Genomic DNA, 16,549 nt, shown 5'->3' with positions numbered 1-16,549 from the left:
TGGCAATCAAGGTTGATCTTGATCCGGCAGGGGCCTTGCGCTTGGCAGCCCGACGCGGCCATGCTGAGGGCAGGAGGTAATCGGATGGACTCCGACCTGTTGACGACCACTTTCAGGGATGTTTTCGACGCGTTCTCGGCGCAGGGCGCCAGACTTGCCGAACTGTTCATCACACCGGGCTGGCGGCAGTATCAATTGTTGATCCTGCTGGGTTTGCTGGCGATTTCCTTTGCTCTGGACCTGTTGACCAAAAACCGCTGGGAGGCCTGGGCGCGGGCGCGGGAAGGTTGGCCCAAATGGCGGTTGCGTACGCTTGTTCAGATCATGCGCCGCCTGACATTGTTCTATTTTACCGTGTTTTCCTGGATGGTTTATCTGGTGATGCACAACACGACCTGGCCATCGCGGAGCTATATCGTCGGGATTTTCGCGACGCTGGCGGCGGCGTGGCTGGCCATTGCCCTGCTGTCGCGGCTGGTGCGCAACCGCACGCTGCGGCAGATCTTCAAGTGGTCGATGTGGATATACGCGACGCTGGTGGCGCTGAACCTGACGGATGATGTTGCAGGCTTTCTCGACGGCGTCGCAATTTCCGTTGGGGATCTGCATATTTCCCTATTGGGTATTCTGAAAGCCGTGCTTCTGATCGGTATCCTGCTGACATTGGCGCGGCTGGGAACGCAGGCGGCATCGCGCGGGCTGGAGGGCAATGACGACATCACGCCGTCGATGCAGGTGCTGTTGGTAAAAGCCATACAGGTATCACTGTACGGAATTGTCCTGCTGATCGCGATACGCACGCTTGGGTTCGACCTGACCGGTATCGCGCTGCTGTCGGGGGCGGTGGGTGTCGGGATCGGATTTGGGTTGCAAAAGGTGGTGTCCAACCTGATCTCGGGCGTCATCATCCTGATGGACCGGTCGATCAAGCCGGGTGACGTGATTTCACTGGGCGACACCTTCGGCTGGATCAACGCGCTGGGCGCCCGATATGTTTCGGTGGTGACGCGGGACGGGCGCGAGTATCTGATCCCGAACGAGGATCTGATCACCAGCCAGGTGGTGAACTGGTCGCACTCGGACCGCTATGTGCGGCTGGATCTGGAGTTCGGCACCGCCTATGACGACGATCCGCATCATGTGCGCGCCGTGGCGATCGAGGCGGTGAAATCGGTGCGCCGGGTGCTGTCGGGGCCGGGGCACGAGCCGGTCTGCCATATCACCGGATTCGGAGACAGCAGCGTCGATTACATTCTTCGGTTCTGGATCAGCGACCCGACGGCGGGTCTGACCAATATCCGGGGCAACGTATTTCTGGCGCTATGGGACGCGTTTAAGGCCGACGGTATCTCGATTCCGTTCCCGCAGCGCGAGGTTCGCCTGTTGAATGAACACACCGGCCCGGAGACGGTTGCGCAACAGCTTGCCGAAGAGTGAGCGTCCGTGACGTCGCGCTTCATTGAAATGACAAAATTTGGTTGTTAAATTGAACTTACCCCGGCGCCGGGGGTTTGGCCGGCGCTTTGCAAAGGAGGACTATGTCCTGTCTCTCAGTACACAGGCGGGTTTGCCCGCCGATAACGGGGCCGCTGTGATGGCCCACTCTCAGCTTATCAGCGAAAAGCTGCTTGAGCGCATCCTTTCCTCACTTTCCGACGACAAGGCCGAAGATGTCGTGCAGATCGATCTGCGTGGCAGATCGTCGGTTGCCGATTTCATGGTGATCGCGTCCGGACGTTCCACACGTCAGGTCTCGGCCATGGCGGAAAAGCTGATGGACCGCATCAAGCAGGATTTCGGATTCACCGCCAAGGTCGAAGGCAAGGATGCCGGCGACTGGGTGCTGATCGATACGGGCGACGTGGTCGTTCATATCTTCCGCCCCGAAGTGCGGGAATTCTATCAGCTGGAAAAGATGTGGCTGCCGCAGGGTAGCAGCGCCTCGGCGAACTGAGGCGCCATCCCGGCCTGCGATTTCGGGCCGGAAGCGAGAGTTGAATGCGCGTTAGCATCTGCGCGGTCGGCCGTTTGCGGGCCGGACCGGAGAAAACCCTGATTGATGATTATCTGACCCGGTTCGACCGGACGGGGCGTGCGCTGGGCCTTGGGCCTGCGCGGGTGATCGAGGTCGAGGACAAGAAGAATGCGGGCATGGGGGCCGAGGCGGCATTGCTGCGCAAGGCGCTGCCCGGGGGGGCGGTGATCTGTACACTGGATGAGCGGGGCAAGGTGATTACCTCGCCCGGGTTTGCGGACAAGATGGCCGGCTGGCGCGATGCCGGGCGGCAGGAACTGGCGCTGGTCATCGGCGGGGCGGACGGAATCGACCCCTCGCTGAGGGCCGAGGCGGATTTCTCGATCTCGTTCGGGGCGATGGTGTGGCCGCATATGCTGGTGCGGGTGATGCTGGCCGAGCAGTTGTACCGGGCCGCGACCATTCTGGCCGGCAGCCCCTATCACCGGGTATGACGGGGTTATGGCACAGCTTTTGATCGTCTACCATTCACGCACGGGCGGCAGCCGGCAGATGGCCGAGGCCGCCGAGTCGGGCGCGCGCGACGAGGCGCGGGTGGTGCTGAAACCAGCCGATCAGACCGGGCCGGAGGATTTGCTGGCGGCGGATGGGTATATCTTCTGCTGCCCCGAAAACCTGGCGGCGGTCTCGGGGGTGATGAAGGATTTCTTTGACCGCTGCTATTATCCCGTTCTGGGTCGGATCGAGGGGCGACCCTATGCGCAGATGGTCTGTGCCGGATCGGATGGCGAGAACGCGGTGCGCCAGATCGCACGAATCGCGCAGGGCTGGCGGCTGAAACCGGTGCAGCCCGCAATGATCGTCTGTACCCACGCGCAGACGCCCGAACAGATTCTGGCGGAGAAGGTCATCCCGGAGAAGGAACTGGCGCAATGCCGCGAACTGGGCATGGCGCTGGGCGCCGGGCTGAGCATGGGGGCGTTCTGACGCTCAGTCGAGTGTCAGGGTATGGGTCTTGTCGCTCCAGCCGTCGACGATGCAGCGGGACTGGATCTGAACCTCGGTCACACCTTCGGGAATGACAACGCCGCCGAGGGAGCGGGTGAAGGGCTGTTCGTGTTCGTGCGGATGCAGCAGGACACGCATTCCCAGTTCGGTGCCGTTCATGTCCAGAACGCGCCAGCCGTCGGCATAGTGATCCCAACCGGTGTCGGGATGGGAAAGTGTAACGTCGAATCGCCAGGTATCGCCCGATTGCCGGGCGGTGGCGTTTTCGATAACGGGGCTGTCGGCCAGAGCCGGGGCAGCCAGAAATGCACTCAGGATCAGGTGTCTCATGCGGGGACCATAGGCGGGTTCGCCTGACATCGGGTTCACGACTGCGTGTCCGGGGGCCGGGTCAGCAGGATGGCGCGGGAATGTGACGCGAATTCGCGCCGGTAAAGCACGGCCAGGGTCAGGAGTGTGGCCAGAATCAGCGCAGCCGGCCCCAGCAGCCAGGCGGCGGTGGCCAGCGCGAAATAGGTCGAACGCAGGGCGCGGTTGAAACTTCGGGCGGCGGTGACGCAGATCTCGGCGGCCTGCGCGGCGCGGGGATAAGCCTGCGGGTTGCCGGGATCGTTGGGGACGGCGGCCATCAGGACCGCGCAATAGCCGAACAGCCGATGCGCCCAGACATATTTCAGAAATGCGCCGGACAGAAACAGAAGCGTTATCAGGATCTTGATTTCCCACACCATATGCGGCGGCGCGCCAAGCGCGAGATCGTGCGCGACCCCCGCCAGCCGGTCGGTGTTGCCGATCAACGCCAAACCGCCGCCGATGGCGATCATCGAGGTGGAGGCGAAAAACGTGCTGCCCTGGCGCATGCTGGCCACCAGTTGCGCGTCGAACATACGCGGTTGGCGGGTCACCATCTCTTTCATCCAGCTGCGGCGGAAGTCGTCCATCATGCGCGCGACGGAGGGCCTTGACGGGTTCGGGTTTTCGATCCGCCAGCCGATCCACAACCACGCGGCCATGAGCAGCGAAATGGCGGCATAGTCCAGCGGCGAAAACAGAAGGGCGCGGTCGATCCATGTCATGGCTGCGACATTAAAAGGTGTCAGGTGAACTTGCCAGATCCGTAAATTGGTAATATATTTTTACCAGATGGAGGAGTTGTTATGGAAATGCCGAAACCCGATCCGGCGGTTCTGGCGCGCAAGGACCGGCTGCGCGAGCGTTTGTCGCGGGTGTTGCCGCAGGATGCTGTAATCCATGACGAGGCCGAGACCCGCGTTTACGAATGCGATGCGCTGACCGCGTACAAGTGTCCGCCGATGCTGGCGGTGCTGCCGGCGAGTACGCAGGAGGTCTCGGAGGTTCTGCGCATCTGCCATGAGGAGGGCGTGCCGGTAGTGCCGCGCGGGGCGGGTACGTCGCTGGCGGGCGGGGCCTTGCCGACGGCGGATTGCGTCATTCTGGGCGTCGCGCGGATGAACGAGGTGCTGGAGGTCGATTTCGACAACCGCTTTGTCCGGGTGCAGTCGGGCCGCACCAACCTGAGCGTCAGCGGCGCGGTGGAGGGCGAGGATTTCTTTTACGCCCCGGACCCGTCATCGCAACTGGCCTGTGCGATTGCGGGCAATATCGCGATGAATTCGGGCGGGGCGCATTGCCTGAAATACGGCGTGACGACCAACAATTTGCTGGGAGTGACCATGGTGCTGATGGATGGCCGCGTGGTCGAGATCGGTGGCGCGCATCTGGATGCGGGCGGGCTGGACCTGCTGGGCGTGATCTGCGGCAGCGAAGGGCAGCTGGGTGTGGTGACCGAGGCGGTGTTGCGCATCCTGCACAAGCCCGAGGGCGCGCGGCCGGTGCTGATGGGGTTCGACGACAATGCGGTGGCGGGTGAATGTGTCTCGGACATAATCAGATCGGGCATTCTGCCGGTGGCGATCGAGTTCATGGACCGGCTGTGCATTCAGGCCTGCGAGAATTTTGCCCATGCCGGATACCCCGAATGCGAGGCGCTGCTGATCGTCGAGGTCGAAGGATCAGAGGCCGAGATCGACAGCCAGTTGGGCAAGATCATGGAGATCGCGAAACGCCACAATCCGGTGGAACTGCGCGAGAGCCAGTCGGCGGAGGAAAGCGCCAGGATCTGGCTGGGGCGAAAATCGGCCTTTGGCGCGATGGGGCAGATCAACGACTATATGTGCCTGGACGGCACCATTCCGGTCTCGGCGCTGCCGATGGTGCTGCGGCGGATCGGGGAGATGAGCAAGGAATACGGCCTGTCCGTCGGCAACGTGTTCCATGCCGGTGACGGAAACATGCACCCCCTGATCCTGTTTGACGCCAACAAGCCGGGCGATCTGGAGAAATGCGAGGCGTTCGGGGCGGATATCCTGAAACTGTGCGTCGACGCGGGCGGTTGTCTGACCGGCGAGCACGGTGTCGGCATCGAAAAACGCGATCTCATGCTGCATCAGTACGGGCGGCCCGATCTGGAGGCGCAGATGGCGGTGAAGGATGTGTTCGATCCGGCCTGGTTGCTGAACCCCGCCAAGGTGTTTCCGTTGGAGGTTTCTGAGACCCGGCGGACGGCGCGGATGGCGGCGGAGTGAGGGGCCAGCGCCTCCTGGGCCGTTGGCCCAATTCACACCGGATATTTTTTGAACAGAAGAAGATGTGGGATGAGACCTGAAACAGAGGCCGAACTGGCCGAAGCCGTGGCCGGGCTGAATGGACCGGTGCGGATTGTCGGAGGCTGCACCCGTGGCGTGCCCGGGGAGGGGCCGGAGCTGTGCACCGCCGGGTTGCGCGGGATCGAGCTTTATGAACCGGGGGCGCTGACCCTGGTGGCGAAGGCGGGGACGCCGGTGGCCGAGATCGAGGCGACGCTGGCGGCGGAAGGGCAGCGGCTGGCATTCGAGCCGATGGATCATCGCGGGCTGCTCGGAACCAGCGGTGAGCCGACGATTGGCGGGGTTGTGGCGGCCAATGTTTCCGGGCCGCGCCGGGTGCAGGCCGGGGCGTGCCGGGATTTCCTGTTGGGGGTTCGGTATGTCGATGGCACCGGACAGGTTGTCAAGAACGGCGGCCGGGTGATGAAGAACGTCACCGGCTATGATCTGGTCAGGCTGATGGCCGGGTCCTGGGGGACATTGGGGGTGCTGAGCGAGGTGTCGCTGAAGGTTCTGCCCAGGGCGGAGATTGCCGACACGCTTGCGGTGCCGGTGCCGGATGCCTCCGGCGCGATCGGGGTGCTGTCGGCGGGTCTGGGGTCGCCTTTTGAAGTGAGCGGGGCGGCCTATGACCCGGCCAGCGGTCAGGCATTGCTGCGGATCGAGGGGTTTGCGGATTCGGTGTCCTATCGCCTTGGGCGGTTGACGGATTGGCTGGGAGGCGAGGCCAGGCCCTTGCCGGACAGCGGGTCGGTGTGGCGGGATATTCGCGATGTGTCGCGGTTTCAGGGGCTGCCGGGAGATGTCTGGCGGATATCGGTCAAGCCGACGGATGCGCCCGGGATTGCTGCGCGGACCGGGGCGGAGGATTTGCTGTTCGACTGGGGCGGCGGGCTGATCTGGGCGCTGGTGCCGGAGGGCACCGACCTGCGGGCGCGGCTGGGCCGGTTCGAGGGCCATGCGACGCTGACGCGGGCCTCGGCCGCGGATTTCGCGGCGCTGGGGCGGTTTCAGCCCGAGCCGGAGGGCGTGGCGGCATTGAGCCGGGGGCTGCGGCAGAGGTTCGATCCGAAGGGGCTCTTCAATCCGGGGCTGATGGGGTAGGCGATGCAGACGACATTCTCATCCGAACAGTTGCAGGACCCGGCGATCCGGCGCTCGAACGAGATCTTGCGGAGCTGCGTGCATTGCGGGTTCTGCACCGCCACCTGCCCGACCTATCAGGTGCTGGGCGATGAACTGGACAGCCCGCGCGGGCGCATCTATCTGATCAAGGACATGCTGGAGAACGAGCGTGTCCCCGACGAGAGGACGGTCAGGCATATCGACCGCTGTCTGTCCTGTCTGGCCTGCATGACCACCTGCCCTTCGGGGGTGCATTACATGCATCTGGTGGATCACGCGCGCGAATATATCGAGGCGAACTACAAGCGCCCGTTCACGGACCGGGCCCTGCGTTGGGTCCTGGCGCGAATCCTTCCCTATCCGGCGCGGTTCCGGCTGGCTTTGCTGGCGGCGAAGGTCGGGAAGCCGTTCCGGTTCCTGATGCCGGACGCGCGGCTGCGCGCGATGCTGGACATGGCGCCCAAGGTGATCCCGCCGGTCAGCCGCAATGACGACCCGCAGAGTTTCGCGCCCGAAGGCGCGCGCCGGATGCGGGTGGCGCTGATGACCGGCTGTGCGCAGAAGGCGCTGAACACCGATATCAACGACGCCACCATCCGGCTGCTCACGCGGCTGGGTTGCGAGGTGGTGGTGGCCGAGGGCGCGGGGTGTTGCGGCGCGCTGACCCATCACATGGGCAAGACGGATGAAAGCCACCGGACAGCCGCCCGGAACATCCGCGCCTGGGCGCGCGAGATGGACGGGGCCGGGCTGGACGCGATCGTCATCAACACCAGCGGGTGCGGCACGACGGTCAAGGATTACGGGCATATGTTCCGCAACGAACCTTTGGCCGAAGATGCCCGGCGGGTGTCCGGGATCGCTCTGGATGTCAGCGAGTTGCTGGTGCGGCTCGACCTGCCGGAGGGGGCCGGCAAGGAGATGACGGTTGCCTATCACGCGGCCTGTTCGTTGCAGCATGGGCAGAAGGTCACGAGCTTTCCCAAGGATCTGCTGAAGCGGGCGGGGTTCCGGGTGGTGGAGCCGGCGGACAGTCATCTGTGCTGCGGTTCGGCGGGCACCTATAACCTGATGCAGCCGGAGATTTCGGGCAAGCTGAAGGCGCGAAAGGTGCGGACGCTGGAGGCGAAAAAGCCCGATGTCATCGCGGCGGGCAATATCGGGTGCATGATCCAGATCGGCTCGGGCACCGGTGTGCCGGTGGTGCACACGGTCGAGTTGCTGGACTGGGCCACCGGAGGGCCGAAGCCGCGAGGGCTGACGGGCGAGGCCGGGGTGCCGGTGCTGCGCTAGGCGGACCGACTGATGCAGGCAGGCATCAGTCGGCGGGTCTGATCGCCGTGCCCTATTTTTGCCGCAGCCTTTCGGTATCACCCTGACCTTGTGGCAAGGGCCGGAGGGGCAGGTGCGGAACTGGATCAAAGCTTTCATCGTGACGCTGTTGCCGGTGACGGCGATGGCGCAGGATTCGGTGCTGCAAAGCCTGGAAACCTCGGAGGCGGGGCGTGAATGGCTGGGCGTCGGGCGACTGGATATCGGGGGCACCGGGTTTTGCACCGGCTCGCTGATCGGCCCAAATCTGGTTCTGACGGCGGCGCATTGCCTGTTCGACAAGGAATCCCGGGAACGTATCGATCCGGCGCGGATCGAGTTTCTGGCGGGCTGGCGGCGGGGCCAGGCCTCGGCCTATCGGTCGGTGCGGCAGGCGGTGATACATCCGGCCTATCGTTTCGACGGCGAAGCCTCGACCGAGCGGGTGCGCCATGACGTTGCGCTGATCGAACTGGCGCAGCCGATCCGGAACACGACCGTTCTACCGTTCGACACCGGGCGCAGGCCGGCGCGGGGCGAGGATGTGGGCATCGTCTCGTATGCCAGGGACCGGGCCGAGGCACCGTCGCTTCAGGAGGTCTGTTCGGTCATGGCGCGACAGCGCGGGGTGCTGGTGATGTCCTGCGATGTCGATTTCGGCTCGTCAGGTGCGCCGGTATTCTCGTTCGACGGAGAGCGGCCCCGGATCGTGTCGGTGGTTTCGGCCAAGGCGGAACTGGACGGGCAGCGGGTGGCGCTGGGCACCGCGCTGGAGGAATCGCTGGAGCTGTTGCAGGCCGAATTGTCGGCGGGGCGCGGATTTGCCAGAACCCCGGTTCGCGGCGCGAGCCGGATCAGTGTGGGGAGCGTGCGGAACCAGAACGGGGCCAAGTTCGTCAAGCCATGATCCGTCTGATCGCCGCCTTTGTTTCCGTCTGCATTCTGTCCGCGCAAAGCCAGGCCCAGACCAGCGGTCAGCGCCGCCTGTCGGATCGCGAGGATCTGCTGGGCTGGGAAGCGGTCGGGCGGCTGGACCTTGGCGAAAACGGGTTTTGCACCGGGACGCTGATCGCGCGGGATCTGGTGCTGACGGCGGCGCATTGCGCGTTCGACCCGAAAACCGGCAAACCGTTCGTTTCGGGCACGGTGACTTTTCGCGCGGGGCTGCATGATGGCAAGTCGGTGGCCGACCGCAAGGTGGTGCAGATCGCGGTGCCGCCGGATTTCCGGGCAAGGGCCCCGGTGTCGGCAGGGCGCGTCAAGCGGGATGTGGCGCTGATGCGGCTGGACGCGCCGATCGGGTTCGGAGAGGCAAATGCCTTTGCTCTGCATCAGGGGGATATCTCGGGGTCCGAGGTCAGCGTCGCGTCCTATGGCCGGGGCCGGGCCGACGCGATCACGCGGCAGCGGTCCTGCAATATCCTTAATCGCGGGCAGGGCCTGATCGCCTTTGACTGCAACATCACCTTCGGGTCTTCCGGATCGGCCATTCTGGCCAGAGAGGGGCCGAGGTGGCAAATCCTGTCGGTGGTATCCGCGGGCGGAACGCTTGGCGGGCGCACTGTCGGGTTCGGCATGGAACTGCCGGGGATCGTGTCCGAACTCAAAACCATCCTGCGCCGGGATGCGCCGCGGCCCGAGGCCACGATCAAGCGGCTTGGGGTCGGGTCGGGGAAATCCGGCGGCGGGGCCAAGTTCATCAGCTCGGGCGGGTCTTGAACTCGCCGCACCGGATTCCCATTTCCTGAGTATCGGATCGCCGCTTTTGGGGTCCGGTTAATCGTAAACGCCCGTCCGGATGGAGGGCACAATCGACAATCGCTCTAGAAATGAGGATGACGAACATGCGTAGCTTTGATTTTGCACCCCTGCACCGCGCCACCATCGGTTTTGACCAGATCGCCGACATGATGGATCGCGTGATGACCAACGATGTGGCTCAGCCGAGCTATCCGCCCTACAATATCGAAAAGACCGCAGCCGACGCTTATCGGATTTCGGTGGCCGTCGCCGGTTTCGCCGAGGATGACCTGACGGTCGAGGTAAAGGAAAACGCTCTGGTCGTCGCGGGCCGCAAGGCCGACGAGGCCAAGGAGCGCACCTATCTGCATCGCGGCATCGCCACGCGCGCGTTCGAGCGCCGGTTTGCGCTGGCCGATCACGTGCGCGTCACCGGGGCCAGCCTGGAAAACGGCATGCTGCATGTGGAGCTGAAGCGTGAAGTGCCCGAGGCGCTGAAACCGCGCCGGATCGAGATCGCCTCGGCCAGGGCCATTGAAAAGGACGTCGTCGACGCCAAGGCCGTGAACTGACGGCCCTTCGAACCCAAGGCGTGCCAATCGATCCCTCCCTCGATTGACGCCTCCTGAACGCGCCCCGTGCCCGAAAAGGTGCGGGGCGCGGCGCGTTTGCGGAGGTCTGTCAGGCCAGCGGATCGGTGCGGTAAAGCCGGATCTTGGTGCCGCCATGATCGACGACCGGCCCGGGTGCCAGCAAGGGCAGGCGGGTGGCCCGCGCCAGTCCCTGATTGCTGGTCACGATGCCCGCTCGCCAGCCGGAGAACCGTTCCACCAACACCTTCCCGAGCGCGCCATAAAGCGAGCGCAGGCGTTTTTCGTCGCCGATCCGCGCGCCATAGGGCGGGTTGACGATCACCAGACCGGGCGGGCCTGCGGGCGGTTTCAGGTCGCTGACGGCACGGGTGTGGAATTGGGTGATGTCCGCGACCCCGGCGCGGGCGGCATTGGCGCGGCTGGCCTCGATCGCGCCTGCGTTGCGGTCGGATCCATAAAACAGCAGGTCGGTGGATTTCACCTGCCCCGACGCGCGCATCTGCGCCCAGGCGTCAGGCCGGAACGAAGCCAGATGTTCGAAGGCGAAGCTGCGGGAGCGTCCGGGATCGAGGCCCAGCGCGATTTCCGCCGCTTCGGTGACGAAGGTGCCCGAGCCGCACATCGGATCGAGCACCGGTTCGGTGCCGTCGAAGCCGCAGTCGCGCAGGAACATCGCGGCCATGGTTTCGCGCATGGGGGCTTTGGCCACGGCCTCTTTGTGGCCCCGCTTGTGCAGCGGCTCGCCGGAAGTATCCAGAGAGAAGGTGCAGAGATCCTTTTCGATGCGCAGCAGGATGCGCAGGGGAGCGTCCGGCGCGACCGGGGCTCCCAGGGATTCGGTGATTGCGGTTTCCACCCGCTGACGCGCGGCACCGGCATGGTAGATGCGGGATTTGCGGCTGGTCGCCTCGACCCGGACGGGTACATCGGGGCGCAGAAAATCGGCCCAGGGAAATTTGCGGGCCCGTTTGTCGAGCTGCGCCAGATGAACGGCGGGAAAGGTGCCGATGCGCGTCAGAACCTTGTTTGCACCCCGCAATTGCAGATTGGCACGCCAGACCTCGGGCCAGTCACCCCGGCAGGTCACGCCGCCGGGCACCGCGCAGGGGCTGGCAAAGCCTTTCTCGGTGGCCTCGGCGCAGAGCGGCTGTTCGAGGCCGGGGGTGGCCACCAGAAAGATTTCCATGTCGTCGGGTGTCGTCATGCCCGCTCCTTATACCGGGGGAGGCCGTCATGCGAGGAGGATTTGCGCAGGGGCGCGACGAATGCGCCCGGTTGCGGACAATTTCGGGAAAAAAACGGCAATTGCTCGTTTTTATGAGCGGTAACAGGTTTGCGTTTGCAGCCATGCCCGCGTAAACGGACCCTCAAACCAACGCGAGATCTGCGGATTTCCGCCCATTTATGGCGGATTTGCCAGGCTTTGGACCTGCATATCCGGGTATCCGCGTTGCTGAATTCGACCAGTAAGGACACACTGGCGTGGGACAAAGGCTTGGAAGAACGTAGCGACATGCAAACTTTCAAACTGAAAAAGGGGCTGAACCTGCCGGTCGAAGGCGCGCCCGAACAGAAAATTCATCCGGGACCCGAGGTTGCGACGGTTGCCGTAGTGGGGGCCGATTTCATCGGGCTGAAGCCGCGCATGCTGGTCGAGGTGGGAGATGAGGTGCGGCGGGGAACGCCGCTGTTCTGTCACAAAGACGCAGCCGATGCGATGATGGTCGCTCCGATGAGCGGCAAGGTCGTCGCCATCAACCGGGGCGCGCGGCGGGTGTTGCAAAGCGTCGTGATCGAGATCGGCGACGCCAATGACGCGGGTGCCGATTTCTCGGGCGTGGGCGATGGAGACAGTGCCCAGGGCATCACCGCCAGATTGTGCGCTGCCGGTCTGTGGACGGCGTTCCGCACCCGGCCCTATTCCAAGATGCCGCAGCCGGGCAGCGCGCCAGAGGCGATATTCGTCACCGCCATGGACAGCGAGCCGCTGGCCGGCGACGCCACCCTGATCACCGGCGAGGCTCAGGAAGCGTTTGTCGCCGGTCTGGGCGCGGTGTCGAAGCTGACCGAGGGCAAGACCTATGTCTGTCACAAGGCGGGAGATCAGATCGCCGGGGCGGATGTGCCAGGTGTCGAAATGGCCGGGTTCAGCGGTCCGCACCCGTCGGGGCTGGCCGGGACGCATATCCATTTTCTGCAACCGCTCAGGACCGATTCGCAGGTCTGGACCATCGGCTATCAGGACGTGATCGCCATCGGGCGCCTGATGCTGACCGGGCATCTGGACCCGAACATCGTGGTGGCCCTGTCCGGCCCCGCCGCACGGCAGCCACGTCTGATCCGCACGGTGATGGGGGCCTCGACCGAGGATCTGACCCGGCACGAGATCGGCATGGACGGGCCGGTACGGGTGATCTCGGGCTCGATCCTGTCGGGGCGGCATGCCGAGGGGGCCTTTGCCTATCTGGGCCGGTTCGCACGCCAGGTTGCCATGATCCGCGAGGACCGCGACCAGATCCCGATGGGTTGGATCCGTCCGATGCCGTCGAAATACGCGGTGCAGCCGGTGCTGGGCTCGGCCTTTGCCAAAAAGCTTTACGCATTCACCAGCAACCTCAATGGCGGCCGCCGGGCGATGGTGCCCACCGGCACGTTCGAAGAGCTGATGCCGCAGGACTACCTTCCGACGCAACTGTTGCGGGCGCTGCTGGTGATGGATACCGACACCGCGCAGGCGCTGGGGGCGCTGGAACTGGACGAAGAGGATCTGGGCCTTGTCGGCTTTGCCTGTCCGGCGAAATATGAATACGGGCTGGCGCTGCGCGACTGCCTGACCAAGATTGAAAAGGAGGGCTGAGCCGGATGGGTTTGCGCAGCTTCTTTGACCGGATCGAGCCACATTTCACCAAGGGTGGCCGGTATGAAAAACTCTTTCCCGTCTACGAGATGGTCGAGAGTTTCATCTATACGCCAAAAACCGTCACCTCGGTTGCCCCGCACGCGCGGTCCTATGTGGATATGAAGCGGATCATGACCTATGTCGTGATCGCCACCATCCCCTGTATCCTGTGGGGGATGTGGAACACCGGCTATCAGGCCAATTCGGCGATTGCCGCTTTGGGGCCGGAGTCGGCTACAGGCTGGCGGATCGCGCTGTTGCAGATGTTCGGCATCTCGCTGGACCCGGCCAGCATATTTGCCAATGTGATGCACGGGCTGCTGTATTTCCTGCCGATCTACATCGTCACACTGGTGGCGGGTGGTATTTTCGAGGTCATCTTCGCCACCGTTCGCGGGCACGAGGTGAACGAAGGCTTCCTTGTTACATCCATGCTTTATGCCCTGATCATGCCCGCGACCACGCCGCTGTGGCAGGTGGCACTGGGGATCATTTTCGGGGTGGTGATCGGCAAGGAGGTGTTCGGCGGCACCGGCAAGAACTTCCTCAACCCCGCTCTGGTGGGGCGGGCGTTCCTGTATTTCGCCTATCCGGCGCAGATGTCGGGCGATGCGGTCTGGACCCCTGTTGACGGCTTTTCGGGCGCGACCGCGCTGGCGGTGTCGGCAGCCGATGGCTATCAGGCGCTGGCGGCGGACGGCATTACCTGGCTCAGCGCGTTCTACGGCACCATTCAGGGCAGCATCGGCGAAACCTCGACCTTGGCCTGCATCATCGGTCTGGCCTTCCTGCTGGTCACCAAGATCGCCAACTACCGCCTGATCGTGGGTTGTCTGGCGGGCACAATCGCCTTTACCTGGCTGCTGAACCTGATCGGGTCGGACACCAACCCGATGTTCGCGATGCCGTGGTACTGGCATGTGGTGCTGGGCGGCTACGCCTTTGGCCTCGCCTTCATGGTGACCGAACCGGTTTCGGCCAGCCACACCAATCTGGGCCGCTACATCTATGGCGCGCTGATCGGTGTCATGGTCGTGTTGATCCGTGTGCTCAACCCCGCCTTCCCCGAAGGCATGATGCTGGCCATTCTGTTCGGCAACGTCTTTGCGCCGCTGATCGACTATTTCGTCGTGCAGGCCAATATCAAACGGAGGGCGCGCCGCCATGTCTGATACGCAGAACAAGGGCCCGATCGCGCGCTTTCTGGCGGCCTCGCCGGATTCGGTCGGCAAGACGATCTTTGTCGCGGTGGCGGTCTGCCTTGTGGCCTCGATGATCGTGTCGGCGGCGGCGGTCAGCCTGCGCCCGGTGCAGGAGGCCAACAAGCTGAAGGACAAGCAGGTCAACATCCTGCAGGTCGCGGGCGTTTATGAACCCGGCATCAATATCGGCGAGGCTTTCGCCGCGTTCGAGCCGCATGTGCTGGACCTGGCCACCGGTGATTTCGCGGATGATCAGTTCGATCCGAACAGCTTTGACGATCTTGCGGCTGCCGGCGATCCGGACCTGAGCGTCGCGCTTGACGACGATCCCGCAGGCATTGGCCGCAAGGCGAAGTACCGGGTGATCTATCTGCTGCGCGACGATGCGGGGGCGTTGGACAAGGTGATCCTGCCGCTGCACGGCTATGGGCTGTGGTCGACGCTTTACGGCTTTATCGCGCTGGAAGATAACGGTAACGATATCTTTGGCCTGCAATTCTACCAGCATGGCGAAACCCCTGGTCTTGGGGCCGAGGTGGACAACCCGCGCTGGAAGGCGCTGTGGAACGGCAAGAAACTGCGCGATGACGCGGGCGATCTGCAGATCACTGTCGCCAAGTCCCAGCCAGCCGCCGGACCCGAATTTTATGTCGATGCGCTGGCGGGGGCGACGCTGACCACGGTCGGTGTCGACAATCTGGTGAAATTCTGGATGGGCGATGCGGGTTACGGCCCCTTCCTGGCCAAACTGCAAGCAGGAGAGATCTGATGTCACAGACCAAGAAAGAGCTGTTGGTCGATCCGCTGGTCGACAACAACCCGATCACCCTGCAGGTGCTGGGCATCTGTTCGGCACTGGCAGTGACCTCATCCCTGCAGGTGGCCTTCGTGATGGCGCTGGCGGTGACCTTTGTGACCGCGTTCGCGTCGATGTTCATTTCGATCCTGCGCAACCAGATCCCGGGTTCGATCCGGATCATCGTTCAGATGGTGATCATCGCCTCGCTGGTGATCCTGGTTGATCAGATCCTCAAGGCCTATGCGTTCCAGATTTCGAAGACCCTGTCGGTGTTCGTGGGCCTGATCATCACCAACTGTATCGTGATGGGCCGGGCCGAGGCGTTTGCAATGAAGAACCCGCCGGTGGCGTCCTTCATCGACGGTCTGGGCAACGGTATGGGCTATGGCCTGATCCTGATGCTGGTGGGCATCGTCCGCGAGTTGTTCGGATCGGGCAGCCTGTTTGGCGTGACCATCCTGCAAACAGTGAACAATGGCGGCTGGTATGTGCCGAATGGCTTGCTGCTGTTGCCTCCGTCGGCGTTTTTCGTCATCGGTCTTCTGATCTGGGCCTTCCGCACATGGAAGCCGAACCAGGTCGAAGAACGTGAATACAAGATCCAGTCGGTGGAGGCGCACTGATGGAAGGGCTTATCTCGCTGGCCGTCAAGGCCATCTTCGTCGAAAACCTGGCGCTCAGCTTTTTCCTTGGCATGTGTACCTTCATCGCGGTGTCGAAAAAGATCTCGACTGCGCTGGGTCTGGGCATCTCGGTGATGGTCGTGCAGGCGATCACCGTGCCGACCAACAACCTGTTGCTGTCCTATCTGCTGAAACCGGGCGCGCTGGCCTGGGCCGGGTTCCCGGATGTGGACCTGACCTTCCTTGGCCTGATTTCTTATATCGGCGTGATCGCGGCGATGGTGCAAATCCTGGAGATGGTTCTCGATAAGTACTTCCCGCCGCTTTACAACGCGCTGGGGATTTTCCTGCCGCTGATCACGGTGAACTGCGCCATTCTGGGCGGGTCGCTGTTCATGGTTGAGCGCGACTATAACTTTGCCGAAGCCACAACGTATGGCCTGTCCTCGGGTTTCGGCTGGGCGCTGGCGATCACAGCCATGGCGGGCGTGCGCGAAAAGCTGAAATATTCGGACATTCCCGACGGTTTGCAGGGCCTTGGCATCACCTTCATCACCGCGGGGCTGATGGCGATGGCCTTCATGTCCTTCTCGGGCGTCAAGCTGTAA

Annotated in this window: 18 protein-coding genes; 15 read left to right on the top strand and 3 right to left on the bottom strand. The window is 63.5% G+C overall.

What is annotated here, in order from left to right; all coding sequences use genetic code 11:
• Positions 1 to 84 precede the first annotated feature (84 nt).
• The 4 genes from ACR0AO_RS12005 to ACR0AO_RS11990 all read left to right on the top strand — a co-directional run bounded on the left by ACR0AO_RS12005 (position 85) and on the right by ACR0AO_RS11990 (position 2,962).
• Entirely contained in the window at positions 85 to 1,437 is a 1,353-nt protein-coding gene (locus ACR0AO_RS12005; RefSeq protein ID WP_480603767.1) for a mechanosensitive ion channel family protein, read from the top strand.
• Between the two features lie 157 nt (positions 1,438 to 1,594).
• Positions 1,595 to 1,954, top strand: a complete 360-nt coding sequence (gene rsfS / locus ACR0AO_RS12000; RefSeq protein WP_480603764.1) for a ribosome silencing factor — start codon at positions 1,595 to 1,597, stop codon at positions 1,952 to 1,954.
• 44 nt (positions 1,955 to 1,998) lie between these two features.
• Entirely contained in the window at positions 1,999 to 2,469 is a 471-nt protein-coding gene (gene rlmH, locus ACR0AO_RS11995) for a 23S rRNA (pseudouridine(1915)-N(3))-methyltransferase RlmH (RefSeq protein ID WP_480603761.1), read from the top strand.
• Positions 2,470 to 2,476: 7 nt separating this feature from the next.
• Positions 2,477 to 2,962 (top strand): flavodoxin family protein, encoded by a 486-nt coding sequence (locus ACR0AO_RS11990; protein ID WP_480603759.1) that lies wholly within the window; start codon positions 2,477 to 2,479, stop codon positions 2,960 to 2,962.
• Between the two features lie 3 nt (positions 2,963 to 2,965).
• On the opposite strand, the gene ACR0AO_RS11985 is transcribed toward ACR0AO_RS11990, so the two are convergent.
• Positions 2,966 to 3,313, bottom strand: coding sequence for a hypothetical protein (locus ACR0AO_RS11985; protein ID WP_480603756.1), 348 nt, complete (start codon positions 3,311 to 3,313; stop codon positions 2,966 to 2,968).
• Between the two features lie 35 nt (positions 3,314 to 3,348).
• Positions 3,349 to 4,059: a DUF599 domain-containing protein gene (locus tag ACR0AO_RS11980; protein WP_480603752.1), complete on the bottom strand. Its 711-nt coding sequence runs from the start codon at positions 4,057 to 4,059 to the stop codon at positions 3,349 to 3,351.
• 81 nt (positions 4,060 to 4,140) lie between these two features.
• Between ACR0AO_RS11980 and ACR0AO_RS11975 the strand changes: the two genes are divergently transcribed.
• The 6 genes from ACR0AO_RS11975 (at position 4,141) to ACR0AO_RS11950 (ending at position 10,397) form a co-directional block, all read left to right on the top strand.
• The gene (locus tag ACR0AO_RS11975; RefSeq protein WP_480603749.1) at positions 4,141 to 5,589 is read left to right on the top strand and encodes an FAD-linked oxidase C-terminal domain-containing protein; all 1,449 of its coding nucleotides are present in this window, start codon (positions 4,141 to 4,143) and stop codon (positions 5,587 to 5,589) included.
• Positions 5,590 to 5,658: 69 nt separating this feature from the next.
• A complete protein-coding gene (locus ACR0AO_RS11970; protein WP_480603746.1) occupies positions 5,659 to 6,753 on the top strand; it encodes an FAD-binding protein in 1,095 nt (364 codons plus the stop codon).
• Between the two features lie 3 nt (positions 6,754 to 6,756).
• The gene (gene glcF, locus ACR0AO_RS11965) at positions 6,757 to 8,067 is read left to right on the top strand and encodes a glycolate oxidase subunit GlcF (RefSeq protein WP_480603743.1); all 1,311 of its coding nucleotides are present in this window, start codon (positions 6,757 to 6,759) and stop codon (positions 8,065 to 8,067) included.
• 112 nt (positions 8,068 to 8,179) lie between these two features.
• Entirely contained in the window at positions 8,180 to 8,992 is an 813-nt protein-coding gene (locus ACR0AO_RS11960) for a trypsin-like serine peptidase (protein WP_480603740.1), read from the top strand.
• A complete protein-coding gene (locus ACR0AO_RS11955) occupies positions 8,989 to 9,804 on the top strand; it encodes a trypsin-like serine peptidase (RefSeq protein WP_480603737.1) in 816 nt (271 codons plus the stop codon). Before ACR0AO_RS11960 ends, ACR0AO_RS11955 begins: the two co-directional genes overlap by 4 nt.
• A gap of 125 nt (positions 9,805 to 9,929) precedes the next feature.
• Entirely contained in the window at positions 9,930 to 10,397 is a 468-nt protein-coding gene (locus ACR0AO_RS11950; protein WP_480603734.1) for an Hsp20 family protein, read from the top strand.
• Between the two features lie 109 nt (positions 10,398 to 10,506).
• Here ACR0AO_RS11950 and ACR0AO_RS11945 read toward each other — a convergent pair whose 3' ends face one another.
• Positions 10,507 to 11,622 (bottom strand): THUMP domain-containing class I SAM-dependent RNA methyltransferase, encoded by a 1,116-nt coding sequence (locus tag ACR0AO_RS11945; protein ID WP_480603731.1) that lies wholly within the window; start codon positions 11,620 to 11,622, stop codon positions 10,507 to 10,509.
• A 309-nt stretch (positions 11,623 to 11,931) separates the two neighbouring features.
• On the opposite strand from ACR0AO_RS11945, the gene ACR0AO_RS11940 reads away from it, so the two are divergent.
• The 5 genes from ACR0AO_RS11940 to nqrE are packed head-to-tail and all read left to right on the top strand — an operon-like array spanning position 11,932 to position 16,549.
• Entirely contained in the window at positions 11,932 to 13,275 is a 1,344-nt protein-coding gene (locus ACR0AO_RS11940) for a Na(+)-translocating NADH-quinone reductase subunit A (RefSeq protein ID WP_480603729.1), read from the top strand.
• A gap of 5 nt (positions 13,276 to 13,280) precedes the next feature.
• Positions 13,281 to 14,489, top strand: coding sequence for an NADH:ubiquinone reductase (Na(+)-transporting) subunit B (locus tag ACR0AO_RS11935; protein WP_480603727.1), 1,209 nt, complete (start codon positions 13,281 to 13,283; stop codon positions 14,487 to 14,489).
• Positions 14,482 to 15,288, top strand: coding sequence for a Na(+)-translocating NADH-quinone reductase subunit C (locus tag ACR0AO_RS11930; RefSeq protein ID WP_480603724.1), 807 nt, complete (start codon positions 14,482 to 14,484; stop codon positions 15,286 to 15,288). Before ACR0AO_RS11935 ends, ACR0AO_RS11930 begins: the two co-directional genes overlap by 8 nt.
• Positions 15,288 to 15,941, top strand: coding sequence for an NADH:ubiquinone reductase (Na(+)-transporting) subunit D (locus ACR0AO_RS11925; RefSeq protein ID WP_480603722.1), 654 nt, complete (start codon positions 15,288 to 15,290; stop codon positions 15,939 to 15,941). Before ACR0AO_RS11930 ends, ACR0AO_RS11925 begins: the two co-directional genes overlap by 1 nt.
• The gene (gene nqrE / locus ACR0AO_RS11920; RefSeq protein ID WP_480603719.1) at positions 15,941 to 16,549 is read left to right on the top strand and encodes an NADH:ubiquinone reductase (Na(+)-transporting) subunit E; all 609 of its coding nucleotides are present in this window, start codon (positions 15,941 to 15,943) and stop codon (positions 16,547 to 16,549) included. The genes ACR0AO_RS11925 and nqrE overlap by 1 nt, the downstream gene beginning before the upstream one ends.

This window comes from Ruegeria sp. AF8 (assembly GCF_056541825.1).
The sequence above is the reverse complement of the archived record's forward strand: the minus strand, read 5'-3'. Positions and strand labels throughout refer to the sequence as shown.